Origin of the sequence: Pseudonocardia kujensis, from assembly GCF_021283305.1 — a bacterium.
Classification (GTDB): domain Bacteria; phylum Actinomycetota; class Actinomycetes; order Mycobacteriales; family Pseudonocardiaceae; genus Pseudonocardia; species Pseudonocardia kujensis.
This window is the reverse complement of the sequence record NZ_JAJSOK010000111.1, coordinates 1-13,906: the sequence shown is the minus strand read 5'-3', so window position 1 is coordinate 13,906 and position 13,906 is coordinate 1. Positions and strand designations below refer to the sequence as shown.

Genomic DNA, 13,906 nt, shown 5'->3' with positions numbered 1-13,906 from the left:
GCTCCAACTACAGGCTCGCCCCCGACGGGGTCGGAAAAACGAGCCCAAAAAAGAACTGGCACAAACCACCAGTCCCGACATTCTCGCTCGACACACTGTTGAGTTCTCAAAAGACACCCGCACACCATGGCTCACCCTACGGTGAACTTCCGGGGCTTTCCCCACCGTACACCCACACGAATCCACAAGGATCCAGGGGGTCCGGCTCGGGGGGCGGCCAGCGGGCCTGTTGACCGAACCTCAGGGGCTCGTTCTGTCCGGCGTCTCGCTGACGACGAGAAAGTTACGCCCCGTCGACAGCGAGGGTCAAACCGGGGTCCCCTACCCCGAAATCCCCCTGTCGCCGCAGGTCAGAGGTCTGCGCTCAGCGCCGCGAGGCGCGTCACGGCCCGATTTCGGTGTTCATGACGCCGGTCACACTTCGCGACCGGCAGCCCCACCCGGCACCTCCGGCCGGTGGTGGAGGGCGCTGGATCCGAGGGCTGACCTGCGGCGATGGCCGGTCCTGGCCGCGCACGGTGCGCAACCGACCCATCTCGGCGTGGCGTTGCGGCCGCCGGTCGGCTCCTGACGGCCCCGATCCGCCTGCCTGTCAGCGCGCTCGGCCCGCGACGCTCCGCCCCTACCCGTCCTCCTGAGGTCGAGGCCCCTCTCCACGGGCACACGCGAGGGGCGCGGATCCACGGGCACACGCGAGGGGCGCGGACGGTTCTCCCTGTGCACTCGCGAAGCCGGTCCCCCATCGCCCGGCACTCGCACGAACACGTTCCCGGCGACGACACCACTCGATCATCATTCCCGGAGCCGCCCGGTCCACGCGGACACGGAGATATCCAGGACGCGGTCCGTGATCGAACTGCGATCGCTACCCCGAATCCGCGGAGTCCACGCCGGCACCGCTCGATCGAATTCGCGGAAACGCTATCCGTGGACACGTCGTCGCAGGCAGCGACGGACAGACCACCCGTTCGGGCGTGCAACTCGTCCCGCTCCGTCGCGTTGAACCGGACGAGCGTCTCCCACCGGACGCGCCGCGAACGCGGGGGCGAAGCAATTCCGCGGCGGCCGGTGGGAGACGCTCTTTCCGTTCACCTGGAATTCGCCTCCACGCGGCGCACCATGAGCCCGCCCCCGATCCCGCGAAACACGGCGCGCACTCAGACCCCCGTCGTCGAGCCGGGGCGCACGATCATCAGCACGACCACGACCGTCCAGAGCAGGGCGAACAGCCCGGACGTCATCGACAGCGCCCGCGCCGTCCGTCCCGCGCCGGCGTCGGGCTCTCCTCCGAGGGCGGCCACGACCCGGGCCTGCGCCGGGAGGATCTGCAGCCCCAGGATCGCCGCGGCGGCCGCGGTGAGGACGAGCGAGGCCATCAGCCACGCCTCTCCCAGGACCCCCATGGCGACCGCAGTCGCCAGCCCGAACACCGGTACGGCGATCGCGAGCACCGCGTAGACCCGGCTGATGCGGTGCAGGAGGGTCACCGGGGCCCGGGATCGCTCGCCCGCGAGGGCCGCGCGGGCGTACCGCGGGAACATCGACGTGGCCACGGTCACCGGTCCGACGAACACGATCCCGGCGAGGACGTGGACCGAGAGCAGGACGGCCGTCACATCCACACTCCTTCCTCCGGCCCCGGAAGGCCGGTTCGCGTTGCAGGAAGACTGAAAGCGCGTCCGCGGACCCGCCCCGATCAGAGGGCGAGGTCGGCCGCACGACTTACAGTCGGCCTGAAACTGCGGCGGAGGCACGGCGTCGCGGACCGACAGGACCGTGCCCGTCCGTTTCAGGCACACTGAAACTAGCAGCCGAGACTTCGCCCGGTCAGGGGGTCTCCTCCCCCAGGCGCCCGAGCATCCCCACGAGCGTGCGGGCCAGGAGGGCACGCTCGGGGCGGGGCACCGAGGCGAGCATCACCCGTTCGACCTCGGCCACGGCCTTCTCCGCCCGGGCCAGCAACCGCCGCCCGTCCGGTGTGACGTGCAGCTCGGCCACCCGGCCACGCCCCGGTTCGGTCCGGCGCTCGACCGCGCCGCGGTCCTCGAGCTGGCGCAGGGTCGCCTGCATGCTCTGCGCCGTCACGCCGGCGCGGCGGCCGAGCTCGCTGTAGGAGAGCCCGGGGCGTCGGGCCAGATGGCCGAGCGCCGACAGGTGCCGCAGGGTCAGCTGCTCCGCCCGCAGCGCCGCGTCGATCTCCTCACGCACCCGCCGCCCGAGCGTCGCGAGCAGCACGGCGACGGCGCCCGGCCCGGCCGGCGGGCCGGCGGAGGGCGGTGCGGGGCTCGACACGGCGCCATCATGCCTGTCCCGGCCGGGCCGAGAACGCCGCCGGCCCCGCACCACCGAACGGGTGCGGGGCCGGTCGTGGCGGGGGTCACCCGCCGGGCCGGGTGTCGGTCGGCCCGGCGCGGAGCCCCTGTGGTTCCCGGACCCTGCCGGGACGCCGGATCAGGCGTTCTGGGGGAAGCCCAGGTTAATGCCGCCGTGGGAGGGGTCGAGCCAGCGGGTGGTGACGACCTTGCCGCGGGTGAAGAATCCGAAGCCCTCGACACCGTGGGCATGGGTGTCGCCGAACAGCGAGTTCTTCCAGCCCCCGAAGGAGTAGTAGGCCATCGGGACCGGCACCGGCACGTTGACGCCGATCATCCCGACCTCGACCTCGTTCTGGAACTTGCGCGCCGCGCCGCCGTCGTTGGTGAAGATCGCCGTCCCGTTCCCGTACGGGTTGGCGTTGATCAGCTCCACGGCGTCGGCGTAGGAGTCCACCCGCACCACCGACAGCACCGGTCCGAAGATCTCGTCGGTGTAGATCGACATGTCCGTGGCGACGTTGTCGAACAGCGTCGGGCCCACGAAGAACCCGGACCCATCCGCGTCGAACGAGCCCTGCCGCCCGTCGACCACCAGGGTGGCGCCCGCCGCCTCGCCGGCGTCGATGTAGCCGGTCACCCGGTCCCGTGCCGCCGCGGTGACCAGCGGGCCCATGTCACAGCCCTTGCGCCCGTCCCCGGTCCTCAGCGCCCGGGCGCGGGACGCGATCTTCTCGACCAGGGTGTCCGCCACCTCCCCCACCGCAACCACCGCGGAGATCGCCATGCAGCGCTCCCCGGCAGACCCGAACCCGGCGTTGACCGCCTGGTCCGCCGCGAGGTCGAGATCGGCATCGGGCAGCACCACCATGTGGTTCTTCGCCCCACCCAGCGCCTGCACCCGCTTACCGTGCGCCGTGCCGGTCTCATACACATACCGCGCGATCGGCGTCGACCCCACGAACGAGATCGACTTGACGTCCGGGCTGGTCAGCAGGGCGTCCACCGCGGTCTTGTCGCCGTTGACGACGTTGAACACGCCGTCGGGCAGCCCCGCCTCGCGCCACAGCTCGGCAATCCACAAGGCCGCCGAAGGCACCTTCTCCGACGGCTTGAGCACCACAGTGTTGCCCGCGGCGATCGCGACCGGGAAGAACCACATCGGCACCATCGCCGGAAAGTTGAACGGCGAGATGATCCCCACCACCCCCAACGGCTGGCGAATCGACGCCACGTCCACACCGGTCGAGGCGTTCTCCGTCGCCGAACCCTTCAACAGGTGCGGGGCGCCACACGCGAACTCCACGACCTCCTGGCCACGCGCCACCTCACCCGCCGCGTCGGAGAGCACCTTGCCGTGCTCGGAGGTGATGATCGCCGCCAGCTCCGACGCACGCTCGTCGAGCAGCTCCCGGAACGTGAACAGGATCCGCGTCCGCTTCGCCAGCGAGGTGTCGCGCCAGCCCGGGAACGCCGCCTTCGCCGCCGCGATCACCTCCGCGGCCTCCTCCTCCGACGCCAACGGCAGCGACGCGGTGACCTCTCCCGTCGCCGGATTGGTCACGTCCGAGAACCGGCCAGACTTCCCGTCGACCTTCTGCCCGTTGGCCCAGTGGTACAGGGTCTTGCTGTCACTCATGATCCTCTTCTTCCCCTCAGGAGCTGGGCCGCAGGAACGACTTCTGGGTGGCCTTGTTCTCGTCGTAGACCTTGCGGGCGGCCTTGGTGGAGTCGAGCTCGCTGATCTCGCTCACCGGGACGTCCCACCACGACTGCGAGTCCGGGGCGCCGATCAGCGGGTCGGTCTCGACGTGGATGACGGTGCTGTCGGGGGCGGCCTTGGCCTCGGCGATCGCCGCGGCGAAGTCCGACGGGGTCTTGGTCCGGATCACCCGGATGCCGAAGCTCTCGGCGTTGGCGGCCAGGTCGAGCGGCAGGACGTCGCCGTCGAGCCGGCCGGTCTCCGCGGAGCGGTAGCGGTACTTCGTGCCGAACCGCTGCGAGCCGAGGGACTCCGACAGCGAGCCGATGGACGCGAAGCCGTGGTTCTGCACCAGGACGGTGATGACCTTGAGGCCCTCCTGCACCGCCGTGGCGAGCTCGGTGGCCATCATCAGGTAGGAGCCGTCGCCGACCATGACGAAGACGTCGCGGTCCGGGCAGGCCATCCGGACGCCGAGGCCGCCCGCGACCTCGTAGCCCATGCAGCTGTAGCCGTACTCGACGTGGTAGCCCTTGGCGTCCCGGGTCTGCCACAGCTTGTGCAGGTCACCGGGCATCGACCCGGCGGCGCACACCACGACGTCGCGGGGATCGGACAGCTCGTTGACCATCCCGATGACCTCGTTCTGGGTCAGCAGGCCGTTCGCGCCGTTCGCCGGGACCTCGGGCTCGTAGACCGCCTTCACCGTGGCGGTCCACTCGGCGTCGAGCGCGGTGTAGCGCTCCTCGTATCCCGAGGCGACCGAGTACCCGGCGAGCAGGGGCAGCAACGCCTCCAGGGTCTCGCGGGCGTCGGCGACGACCGACGCACCGGAGTGCTTGACGGCGTCGATCGGGGCCACGTTGACGTTGACGAACCGCACGTCCGGGTTCTGGAAAGCCGTGCGGCTCGCCGTGGTGAAGTCCGAGTACCGGGTGCCGATGCCGATCACCACGTCGGCCTCGCGGGCGATCGCGTTCGCCGCCGTGGTGCCCGTGGAGCCGATGGCGCCCAGGCACTGCGGGTGGTCGAACACGAGCGTGCCCTTGCCGGCCTGGCTCTGGCCGACGGGGATGCCGGTCGCCTCGGCGAACGCGGCGAGCGCCGCCGTCGCCCCCGAGTAGTGGACGCCGCCGCCGGCGACGACCAGCGGCCGCTCGGCCGACCGGATGATCTCCGCCGCCCGGGCCAGCGTCGCCTTCTCCGGCAGCGGCCGGGCCACGTGCCAGACGCGCTTCGCGAACAGGTCGACGGGCCAGTCGTGGGCCTGGGCCTGGACGTCCTGCGGGAAGCAGACGGTCACCGCCCCGGTCTCGACCGGGTCGGTCAGCACCCGCATCGCCGACAGCAGGGCGGCGGGCAGCTGCTCCGGCCGCCAGACGCGGTCGAAGTACTTGGAGACCGGGCGGAAGGCGTCGTTGACCGTGACGTCACCGGCGCCGGGCAGCTCCAGCTCCTGCAGCAGCGGCGACGCCGAGCGGTCGGCGAAGGTGTCCGCGGGCAGCAGCAGCACCGGGAGGCGGTTGATCGTGGCGAGCGCGGCGCCGGTGACCATGTTGGTCGCACCCGGGCCGACGCTCGACGAGACCGCCCACGTCTGCAGCCGGTCCTTCATCCGCGCGTAGGCGACGGCGCTGTGCACCATGGCCTGCTCGTTGCGGCCGAGCACGTACGGCAGCGCGCCGGGCTCGAGCAGCTCGGCCTGCAGCAGCGCCTGGCCGAGGCCCGCGACGTTGCCGTGGCCGAAGATGCCGAAGCAGCCGGCGAAGAGCTTCTGCTCCTCCCCGTCGCGCTCGACGTACTGCGCCGCGAGGAACCTGACGGTCGCCTGCGCGACGGTGAGCCGGGTCGTCTCGCCCATCTACTGACCTCCGTCGACGGTGGTTCCGCGTGCGCTGCTCTCCGCGAGGCGGGAGTCGATCGCCTGGTCGGCCCACGTGTCGCGGATCCAGGCCTGGTCGGGGTGGTCGGTGATGAGCCAGGCGCGCTCCTCGCCGGGGCCGGCCATCACGTTGAGGTAGTACATGTCGTGGCCGGGCGCCGCTGCGCACGGGCCGTGCCAGCCCCACGGGATGAGCACGGTGTCGCGGTCGTGGACCTCGACCATGATGTCGATCTCGTGGCCCGGCGAGCTGCTCGTGCGGTGGAAGCCGAGGCCGGGCTGGCCGGCGGGGCCGGGCGCGATCTCGAAGTAGTAGATCTCCTCGAGCTGCGACTCGTGCGGGCCTGCCTCGTCGTGCTTGTGCGCGGGGTAGCTCGACCAGTTGCCGCCCGGGGTCACGACCTCGCAGGCGATGATCGAGTCGGCCTCGAAGGCGCCGACCGTGCCGAAGTTGCGCACCTGGCGGCTGGCCTGGCCGGCGCCGCGCAGCTCCACCGGGACGTCGGCCTTCGGCCCGTACCGGAAGGGCAGCTCCCGCTCGCACCGCGCGCCGCACAGGGCGAACCGGCCGCCGGCCTCCGAGGCGAGGGTGACCGTGGAGCGGATCGGCAGGTAGGAGACGTCCGTGGGGCCCTCGAAGACGTTCGCGCGCCCCTCGAGGGGGTGCGTCTCGCCGCCGAGGGTGACGGTCGCGGAGCCGGACAGCGGCACCACGAACATCTCCTCGGTCCCGGTCTCCACGACCCGCTCCCCACCGGCGGGCAGGTTCAGGATCCGCAGGCTGGAGTGCTCCCAGTGCCTGCCCACCCCGCCGGCCCCGCCGGCTGCCGTCGCCCGGTCCGCGAACTTGGGCGTGACCTCGAGCTCGTAGCCGTCGGCCGCGCCCGTTCCGGCGGGGATCACGTAGTCGGTCATGCGGCGGCCACCTCCTGCGGCCGGACGAGGGAGACGGCGGTGTCGACGGCGGTCGCCACGTCGTCGTCGGCGGGGTACAGCAGGGCGCGGCCGACGATCAGGCCCCGCACCGAGGGCAGCTCCAGCGCGTCCTTCCAGGACGCGTAGGTCTCCTCGGGCGCGCCGGTCGGGTCGCCCCCGAGCAGCAGCGTCGGCAGGGTGGTGGCCTCCATGACCCGCTCCATGCCGTCGACCACGGGCAGCTTCATCCAGGTGTAGGCGCTCGAGGCACCCAGGCCCTGGGCGATGTGCACCGACTTCACGACGGCCTCGGTCGACAGGTCGTTGACCACCCGGCCGTCGACCCGCCGGGACAGGAAGGGCTCGACCATCGCGACGATCCCGGCCCGGTTGGCGTCCGTGACGACCTGCGCGCACGTCTCCAGGGTGTTGACCGTGGCGGGGTCCTCGAGGTCGATGCGGGTGAGCATCTTGATCGCCTCGAAGCCGGCCTCGGCGGTGCCGGCGACGTCGTAGCCGGTCATCCGGTCGTCCATCTCGAAGACCGAGCCGGCCAGGCCGCCGCGGTTCATCGACGAGACGACGACCTTGCCCTCCAGGGCACCCAGCAGCAGCAGGTCCTCGAGGATGTCGGCGGTGGCGAGCACGCCGTCGACGCCGGGCCGGCCGAGCGCGGTGACCAGGCGGTCGAGCAGCTCGGGGCGGCTGGCCATGGCGTCGGAGCGGCCGCGGGCGGCGAGCGCGCCGCGGGCCGGGTGGTCGGCGGCGACGATCATGAGCCGGCCGTCGGCGGGGACGAACGGGCGGCGCCGGCGGTTCCTCAGCAGCGCCGCGATCCGCTGCGGCTCGAAGGTCCGGACGTCACGGACCTCGTCGTGGTTCCGGGCGAAGGTCACGCGGTCACCTTCTCGTCGTGGGCCTCGTTGGGGTCGCCGCCGGCAAGGCAAGGAGGACGTCGATCTCCTCGGCCGTCGGCATGGCGGTGGAGCACTCCAGGCGGGAGGCGACGATCGCGCCCGCGGCGTTGGCCCGGCTGAGCACCTTCTCCAACGGCCAGCCGGCGAGCAGGCCGTGGGCCAGCGAGCCGCCGAAGCTGTCCCCGGCGCCGAGCCCGTTGTACGGGGTGATCGTGATCGACGGGGAGACGACCCGCTCGGTGCGGCTCTTCGCCAGCACGCCCTTCGGGCCCTGCTTGACGACGGCGAGCTCCACGCCGGCGTCGAGCAGGGCGTCGGCCGCGCGCTCCGGGTCGGTCTCGCCGATCGCGACCTCGCACTCCTCGCGGTTGCCGACGGCGACCGTGACCTGACCCAGGATCTTCTGGATCTGCTCGGTGGCCGCGGCGGGGGTCTCCCAGAACATCGGCCGGTAGTCCAGGTCGAGGACGGCCGGGCGGCCGTCGCGCGCGGCGAGCACGTCGTGGTGCGTGGTCCGGCTGGGCTCCTCGGACAGGCCGGTGACCGAGAGCCACAGCAGCTGCGCGGCGCGGACCGCGTCCAGGTCGACGTCCGAAGTCGTGACCTGCAGGTCCGGGGCCTTGGGCTTGCGGTAGAAGTACAGCGGGAAGTCGTCCGGCGGGAAGATCTCGCAGAACGTGACCGGCGTCGGGTACTCGTGGTTGGTGACGACGTGCTCGTCGCTCACGCCGAGCCGGCGCAGCTCCTGCCGGACGTAGCGGCCGAACGGGTCGTCGCCGACGCCGGTGATGATCGCGGTCCGCCGGCCGAGCCGCGCGGCCGCGACGGCGACGTTGGCGGTGGTGCCGCCCAGGAACTTGCCGAAGGACTCGACGTCCTCCAGGCCCACCCCGACCTGCAGGGGATAGAGGTCCACCCCGGCGCGCCCGAAGGTCAACACCTCTGCTGGTTCGCTCATCGAGTCCTCTTCGACGTCTCGTTCCGCGCTGTCCGACGGGTCCGAAGCTACGTGCCCGCCAATACTTTGTCTATACATAGCTACGTACTCACTTGTAGCCTCGATCGCATGGGGGACACCCCGTCGCGTTCGCGGTCGAGCGGGACCGGACCAGCCCGCTCCCGCTCACCACCAGCCCGCGCCGGCCATCGAGCGCGCGATCGAGACCGGGGTCCTCGAGCCCGGCGACCGACTGGAGAACGAGCTGGCGCTCACCGCGCGCCTCGGCCTCGCCCGGCCGACGGCGCGGCAGGCGATCCAGGAGCTGGTGACCCGCGGGATGCTGGTGCGCAAGCGCGGCGTCGGCACGCAGGTCGTCCAGCCGCACGTGCGCCGCGAGGTGCGACCGACCAGCCTGTTCGACGACCTGGCCGCCGAAGGAGGGGTACCCGGAACCGAGCTCTCGTCGCTGGACGGGTGCGGCGCCGAGGAGGTGCCGGAGCCGCCGGGACTGCCGGCCCGCCTGACGCGGATCCGCCGCCTGCGCAGTGGCGACGGGGTACGGCTGGCGATCCTCACCAACTGCCTGCACCGGGCCTCGCAGTACACGGTGCGGATGCCATTGGTGGTGTAGCGGACGCCTCTGGGGACCACCTTCCATGCACGGACCGCGGTGCTGCGGCCGAGTGGGGCGTCGGCGTTGTCGGCGGCCCCCGGAACCGCCCTCGTGTCCCGCTCGCTCACTCGTCGAGCACGGATCCGCGGACGTGGTACGCGTACGAGGTGAGCACCGGTCGAGATCGTGTCACCGAGCGCCGCTTCGCCTCCGGTGAGGTCGCGGAGCTGACGAGCGAGATCGCCGCGCACGGGACCACCGTCACGATCCGGCCGCTCTCGACCGGCCGAGGGCGGTCCTGAGCTGCGGGACCAGGTGGTCGAGGGGCGTAGGGGACGGAGAGGACGGAGAGGACGCTGTTGTAGCTCATCGCCCCGCGGGTGTCGGTGTCCGGGACGATCATGCGACCGGAGACGACCACGCGGACCTGCCGGAGCACCGCGTCGGCGTCGACGGCGGCGCGGGCGGCGGGCTGGTCGGCCAGCATCACGAGGACGTCGCCGTCGAGGATCCCGACCCGCCCCGGCGCGACCTCCACGAAGAACCGCTCGCCGGTGTCGAGCGCCGCGACGCCCTGCGGGAGCGTGAAGCCGAGGCCGGCCATGACCTGGCCGCGGGCGTCGCCCGGGGTGTAGGCGCCGCACTTGCCGTCGTAGGGCAGCACGACCGCGCCGACCTGCCCACGGAAGCCCGGGTTGGCGGCGACGGCGGCCGTGTAGGCGTCGTCCGTCTCAGCGCGCGGCACACTCCGCGCACCGCCCCCAGAACACGAGCTCGGCCTCGTCGATCTCGAAGCCCTCCTGATGCCCCGGGTCGAGGCAGGGCGCCGACCCGACGGCACAGGGCACGTCCCGCACGCGCCCGCACACCCGGCAGACGAGGTGGTGGTGGTTGTCGCCGTGCTGCAGCTCGAACCGGGTGGCCGAGCCGGCCGGCTCGATGCTGCGCACAAGCCCGACGCGGCGCAAGTCCTCGAGCACGTTGTAGAGGCCCTGCCGGGACAGCTCGGACACCGCCGACGGTCCGGCGGCCGCGCCCGCCTGCGCCACGACCTCCGCCACCTCGACGGCGGTGGAGTGCGGCCGGTCGGCCAGGGCGTGCAGCACCGCACGCCGGTGCGGCGTGCTGCGCAGCCCCTTCTCCCGGAGCAGAGCGGTGAGGTCGTCCATGGAGGTGAGGCTACCCCAACACATTGGATGCAGTCACTAACTTGACGAGCATCACGATTTGACTGTGTCCAAAGTAGGGTACAAAGGAGCCATGACCGCCACGAACACGACCACCAGCGCCCCCACCGGCTTCCGTCCCTTCACCGCCTCGCCCGAGCTCGAGGCCAACCTGCAGAAGGTGCTCGTCGACCTGGTCGCCCTGCACCTCGAGGGCAAGCAGTTCCACTGGAACGTCGTCGGGGCGAACTTCCGCGACCTCCACCTGCAGCTCGACGAGATCGTCGAGGTCGCGCGCGAGCACAGCGACACCATCGCCGAGCGGATGCGCGCCCTGTACGCGGTGCCGGACGGGAGCCCGCGGACCGTCGCCGAGACGACCTCGCTGCCGCGCCAGCTGACCGGCGAGCAGGACACGACCGCGGTCGTGAACGCGATGACCGAGCTGCTGTACCGCACCGCCGCGACCGTCCGCGCGGTGCACGACGCCGTCGACGCCGAGGACCCCTCGACCGCCGACCTGCTGCACGCGGTGATCGTCGACCTCGAGAAGCAGGCCTGGATGCTGAGCTCGGAGAACCGGCGCGCCTGAGCGTCACGGGCGCCACGGGCGGCTGCGGCCGGATCCCCTACCGGGGGGTCCGGCCGCTCTCGTTCTCGGCCCCGTCCGTAACGGGCCGGACGCCGGGGACGTGAGCCTCACGTGCTGTTCGGACGACGCAGGCGCGCGACGGCGGTGGACATCCGCACCGACCGGGAGACCTACCGTCCCGGGGACACGGTCCGGGCGCGGGTGCGCCTGACACCGGGCGCGGACCTGCCCGACCCCGAGATCGCCGTGGCCCTGCTGCACGCCGACACCGTCCGGGAGGGCGGGAGCAGCTGGACCGACTCCTGGGCGGTCGACGGCCGAACCGAGCTCGACGCCCGCGCGCTGCGCGTGGACCTCGTGGGGGTGGAGACACGGGCCGACCAGGTGCTCACCGCGGAACGCCGGGCGGGCGTCACCGTGTCGGGTCCGGTGCGGCTCGGCCCGGGCGCCCCTCGCGACCTGCCGTTCTCGCTGACCCTGCCGCCCGACCTCACGCCGTCGCTGACCACCGAGTCGTGGACGGCCCGCTGGGTCCTGCACGGGGTGGTGGACCTGCCGCGCCGGGAGGACGCCGTGGGCACTCGCGTGGTCGCGGTGCACGATCCGCGTGCCTGACACTCGATCGGGTGACCTCGGCGGCGACCGGAAACGGCACCCGTCCCGGTGTCGATCTCCCTCGCGGACGGCGCACGTGAGGGAGTACGGCAGTGCAGGTACGGAACGGGTCGGAAGCCCTCGGCGAGCGGCAGGGGACGGAGGCCCGGGTACCCGCACCCCGCGAGCCCTCGACCGGACCCGTCCAGGTGTCCCGCTCCTCCGTCGCGGCCGAGGTCGCCCTCGCGGCGGTGGCGCTCGTGCTGCTCGGCGGGACGGTCCTGACCTACCCGTTCCGCGGTGACCAGGCGATCTTCGCGCTGATCGGCCGGCAGGTGCTGCACGGCGAGACGCTCTACACCGACCTCTGGGACGTCAAGCAGCCCGGCGTGTTCCTCTGGTACGGCCTGGCCGACGCGCTCGGGCTCGGCGAGACGGGGGCCCGGTTGCTCGACGTGCTCGCGGCCGTCGCGTTCGGGGCCTGCGTGTGGGGGCTGCTGCGCCGCCGGACGTCCACGCCGTGGGTGCGGCGCTGGCTGCCCGTGCTGGCCACCGGCGTCCTGCTGGCCTCCGCGGGCCCGGGCGACTTCGGGCAGCCGGAGATGCTCTGCCTGGTCCCGGCGGTGGGTGCGTTCGCGCTGGTCGCCGCCGACCCCGACCGGGCGCCGGGCTGGGCGCGGATCGTGGGTGCCGCCGTGTGCGTCGGGGTGGTCGGTGTGTTCAAGCTGCCGCTCGCCGCCGTCGCCGGGCTCGCACTGCTGGTGTTCCTGGCGCTGCGGCTGCGAGGGCGCGCCCGCGTCGTCGCCGTGGCCGTCGTCCTCGGCGCCGCCCTGGTCCCCGTGCTGCTGGTCCTGGCCTGGCTCGCCGCCCGCGGCGCCGGCGGGGCCGCGCTGCGGGTCTGGCTCGTCGACGCCCTGGACATGGGTGCCGCGCACGGCTCCCGCTCCCCCTTCCGGCTGCTCGAGGGGCTCGGCCGGTACTGCCTGTGGTCCGCCCCGGTCGTGCTGCTCGCGGCCCGGCGGGCGGGCTCCGCCTGGCGCCGCCGGGACGCGCTCGACCTGGCGATGGTCGCCTTCGCGGTGCTGCACGTGCTGTCCGTCGCCGGCCAGTTCGGCTGGTGGTACCAGTGGTACTTCCTCTCGGCGCCGCTGGTCCTGCTGGCCCTGCGCGGCCTCGACGACCTGGCCCCGCGGCTCGCCCGGGGCCCGCGGCGGGGCCGGGCGATCACCCTGCTCGCCGTGGCCTGCCTGCCGCTGCTCGCGCACGCGGCGAGCTGGACCGTCCCGGCCGTGCTCGACGGCGGCGGGCTCACCGCCGCGAGCCGCGCGCGGATCGACGAGCGGGTCGCGGGGTACGGCACGATCCGCACCGAGATCGCGGCCGCCGGCGTGCGACCGGACGACAGCCTCTTCGTGCTCGGCGACCCGCTCTACCACCTGCTGGCGGACGAGCCGCTCGTCGTGCGCACCAACGGCTGGGACTACGACCTGATGGCCGACCGACAGTGGCGGGAGCTGGCCGGCGAGGTCGCGGCCGCCCGGCCGACCGTGGTGCTGGTCGACGACCAGGCCGCGGGCTGGCTCGCCGAGCGCGGCCCCGACCTGCGCGTCGAGCTGGCCCGGGACTACACGCCGATCCGCACCGGTGCCGAGGGGACCTGGTACCGGCTGCGCTAACGCACGAGTGCGGCGACCTGCTCCGCGACGGGCGCCGCCCCGAGCCGGTTGTCGATCTGGTGGTGCGGGGCGGGCGGCGGCTCGTCCGGCCGCATCCGGGCCACGAAGGCGTCGAAGTCCGCGAGCTTGCCGGTGTCGCGCGGGAGCCCGCGCCGTTCCAGGCGGTGTCGCAGGGTGGCGCGGTCCGAGCGCACCCAGACCAGCCGGACGTCGTCGCCGCCCAGCTCGGCGACCCACCGGCGCCAGCGGTCCGCGTCGCGGATCTGCCCGGTGAAGGGGCCGGAGAGCAGCACCGGGCAGCCGTGGGCGCGGATCTCCCGCGCGGTCGCGGTGAGCCCGGCGTACTCGTGGGCCTTGACGTGCGCGTCGTACCAGACGCCCTCGCGCTCGCCGGGCGGGCGGCCGGCGGCGGCCAGGGTGGCGGCCACGAAGTCCCCGTAGAGGGTGTCCTTGTCGAGCAGCGCCGGGACGGGGTCGAGGGCGGCGAGCAGGGCGGCGGCCACCGTCGTCTTGCCTGCGCCGGGTGCCCCGGCGACCACCCAGACCGTCGCTCCCACGGCGTCCACCGTGCACGATCGACGGCGGCCGGGCCAGGAT

14 protein-coding genes are annotated in these 13,906 nt (G+C 72.9%); 4 read left to right on the top strand and 10 right to left on the bottom strand.

The window, feature by feature from the left end:
- Positions 1 to 1,157: 1,157 nt before the first annotated feature.
- From LWC35_RS37440 to iolC, 7 genes are all read right to left on the bottom strand, one after another.
- Complete coding sequence (locus LWC35_RS37440; protein ID WP_232875253.1) at positions 1,158 to 1,616, bottom strand: hypothetical protein; 459 nt, start codon at positions 1,614 to 1,616, stop codon at positions 1,158 to 1,160.
- Positions 1,617 to 1,827: 211 nt separating this feature from the next.
- Positions 1,828 to 2,292, bottom strand: coding sequence for a MarR family winged helix-turn-helix transcriptional regulator (locus LWC35_RS37435; RefSeq protein ID WP_232875252.1), 465 nt, complete (start codon positions 2,290 to 2,292; stop codon positions 1,828 to 1,830).
- Positions 2,293 to 2,451: 159 nt separating this feature from the next.
- Positions 2,452 to 3,951: a CoA-acylating methylmalonate-semialdehyde dehydrogenase gene (locus LWC35_RS37430; RefSeq protein ID WP_232875251.1), complete on the bottom strand. Its 1,500-nt coding sequence runs from the start codon at positions 3,949 to 3,951 to the stop codon at positions 2,452 to 2,454.
- Positions 3,952 to 3,967: 16 nt separating this feature from the next.
- Positions 3,968 to 5,875 carry a 3D-(3,5/4)-trihydroxycyclohexane-1,2-dione acylhydrolase (decyclizing) gene (gene iolD / locus LWC35_RS37425; RefSeq protein WP_232875250.1) on the bottom strand — a complete coding sequence of 636 codons (1,908 nt, stop codon included), beginning with the start codon at positions 5,873 to 5,875 and terminating at the stop codon, positions 3,968 to 3,970.
- Positions 5,876 to 6,811, bottom strand: a complete 936-nt coding sequence (gene iolB, locus LWC35_RS37420) for a 5-deoxy-glucuronate isomerase (RefSeq protein WP_232875249.1) — start codon at positions 6,809 to 6,811, stop codon at positions 5,876 to 5,878.
- The gene (locus LWC35_RS37415) at positions 6,808 to 7,707 is read right to left on the bottom strand and encodes a class I fructose-bisphosphate aldolase (RefSeq protein ID WP_372463172.1); all 900 of its coding nucleotides are present in this window, start codon (positions 7,705 to 7,707) and stop codon (positions 6,808 to 6,810) included. Before LWC35_RS37415 ends, iolB begins: the two co-directional genes overlap by 4 nt.
- A 4-nt stretch (positions 7,708 to 7,711) precedes the next feature.
- Positions 7,712 to 8,686: a 5-dehydro-2-deoxygluconokinase gene (gene iolC / locus LWC35_RS37410; protein ID WP_232875248.1), complete on the bottom strand. Its 975-nt coding sequence runs from the start codon at positions 8,684 to 8,686 to the stop codon at positions 7,712 to 7,714.
- Here iolC and LWC35_RS39990 point away from each other — a divergent pair.
- On the top strand, positions 8,685 to 9,299 hold the full coding sequence (locus tag LWC35_RS39990) for a GntR family transcriptional regulator (RefSeq protein WP_308194752.1): 615 nt from the start codon (positions 8,685 to 8,687) through the stop codon (positions 9,297 to 9,299). The genes iolC and LWC35_RS39990 overlap by 2 nt on opposite strands.
- A 106-nt stretch (positions 9,300 to 9,405) precedes the next feature.
- Here the strand turns inward: LWC35_RS39990 and LWC35_RS37400 are convergent, their stop codons facing one another.
- Positions 9,406 to 10,026, bottom strand: coding sequence for a TroA family protein (locus LWC35_RS37400; protein WP_232875246.1), 621 nt, complete (start codon positions 10,024 to 10,026; stop codon positions 9,406 to 9,408).
- The gene (locus tag LWC35_RS37395; RefSeq protein WP_269805466.1) at positions 10,013 to 10,450 is read right to left on the bottom strand and encodes a Fur family transcriptional regulator; all 438 of its coding nucleotides are present in this window, start codon (positions 10,448 to 10,450) and stop codon (positions 10,013 to 10,015) included. Before LWC35_RS37395 ends, LWC35_RS37400 begins: the two co-directional genes overlap by 14 nt.
- 91 nt (positions 10,451 to 10,541) lie before the next feature.
- Here LWC35_RS37395 and LWC35_RS37390 point away from each other — a divergent pair, with 91 nt between their 5' ends.
- From LWC35_RS37390 to LWC35_RS37380, 3 genes are all read left to right on the top strand, one after another.
- Positions 10,542 to 11,039, top strand: coding sequence for a Dps family protein (locus tag LWC35_RS37390; RefSeq protein ID WP_232875244.1), 498 nt, complete (start codon positions 10,542 to 10,544; stop codon positions 11,037 to 11,039).
- A gap of 111 nt (positions 11,040 to 11,150) precedes the next feature.
- Entirely contained in the window at positions 11,151 to 11,654 is a 504-nt protein-coding gene (locus LWC35_RS37385) for a sporulation protein (protein ID WP_232875243.1), read from the top strand.
- 92 nt (positions 11,655 to 11,746) lie between these two features.
- Entirely contained in the window at positions 11,747 to 13,309 is a 1,563-nt protein-coding gene (locus tag LWC35_RS37380) for a hypothetical protein (protein ID WP_232875242.1), read from the top strand.
- On the opposite strand, the gene LWC35_RS37375 is transcribed toward LWC35_RS37380, so the two are convergent.
- On the bottom strand, positions 13,306 to 13,866 hold the full coding sequence (locus LWC35_RS37375) for a P-loop nucleotide/nucleoside kinase family protein (protein ID WP_232875241.1): 561 nt from the start codon (positions 13,864 to 13,866) through the stop codon (positions 13,306 to 13,308). The two genes, LWC35_RS37380 and LWC35_RS37375, sit on opposite strands and share 4 nt — an antisense overlap.
- Positions 13,867 to 13,906: the final 40 nt, after the last annotated feature.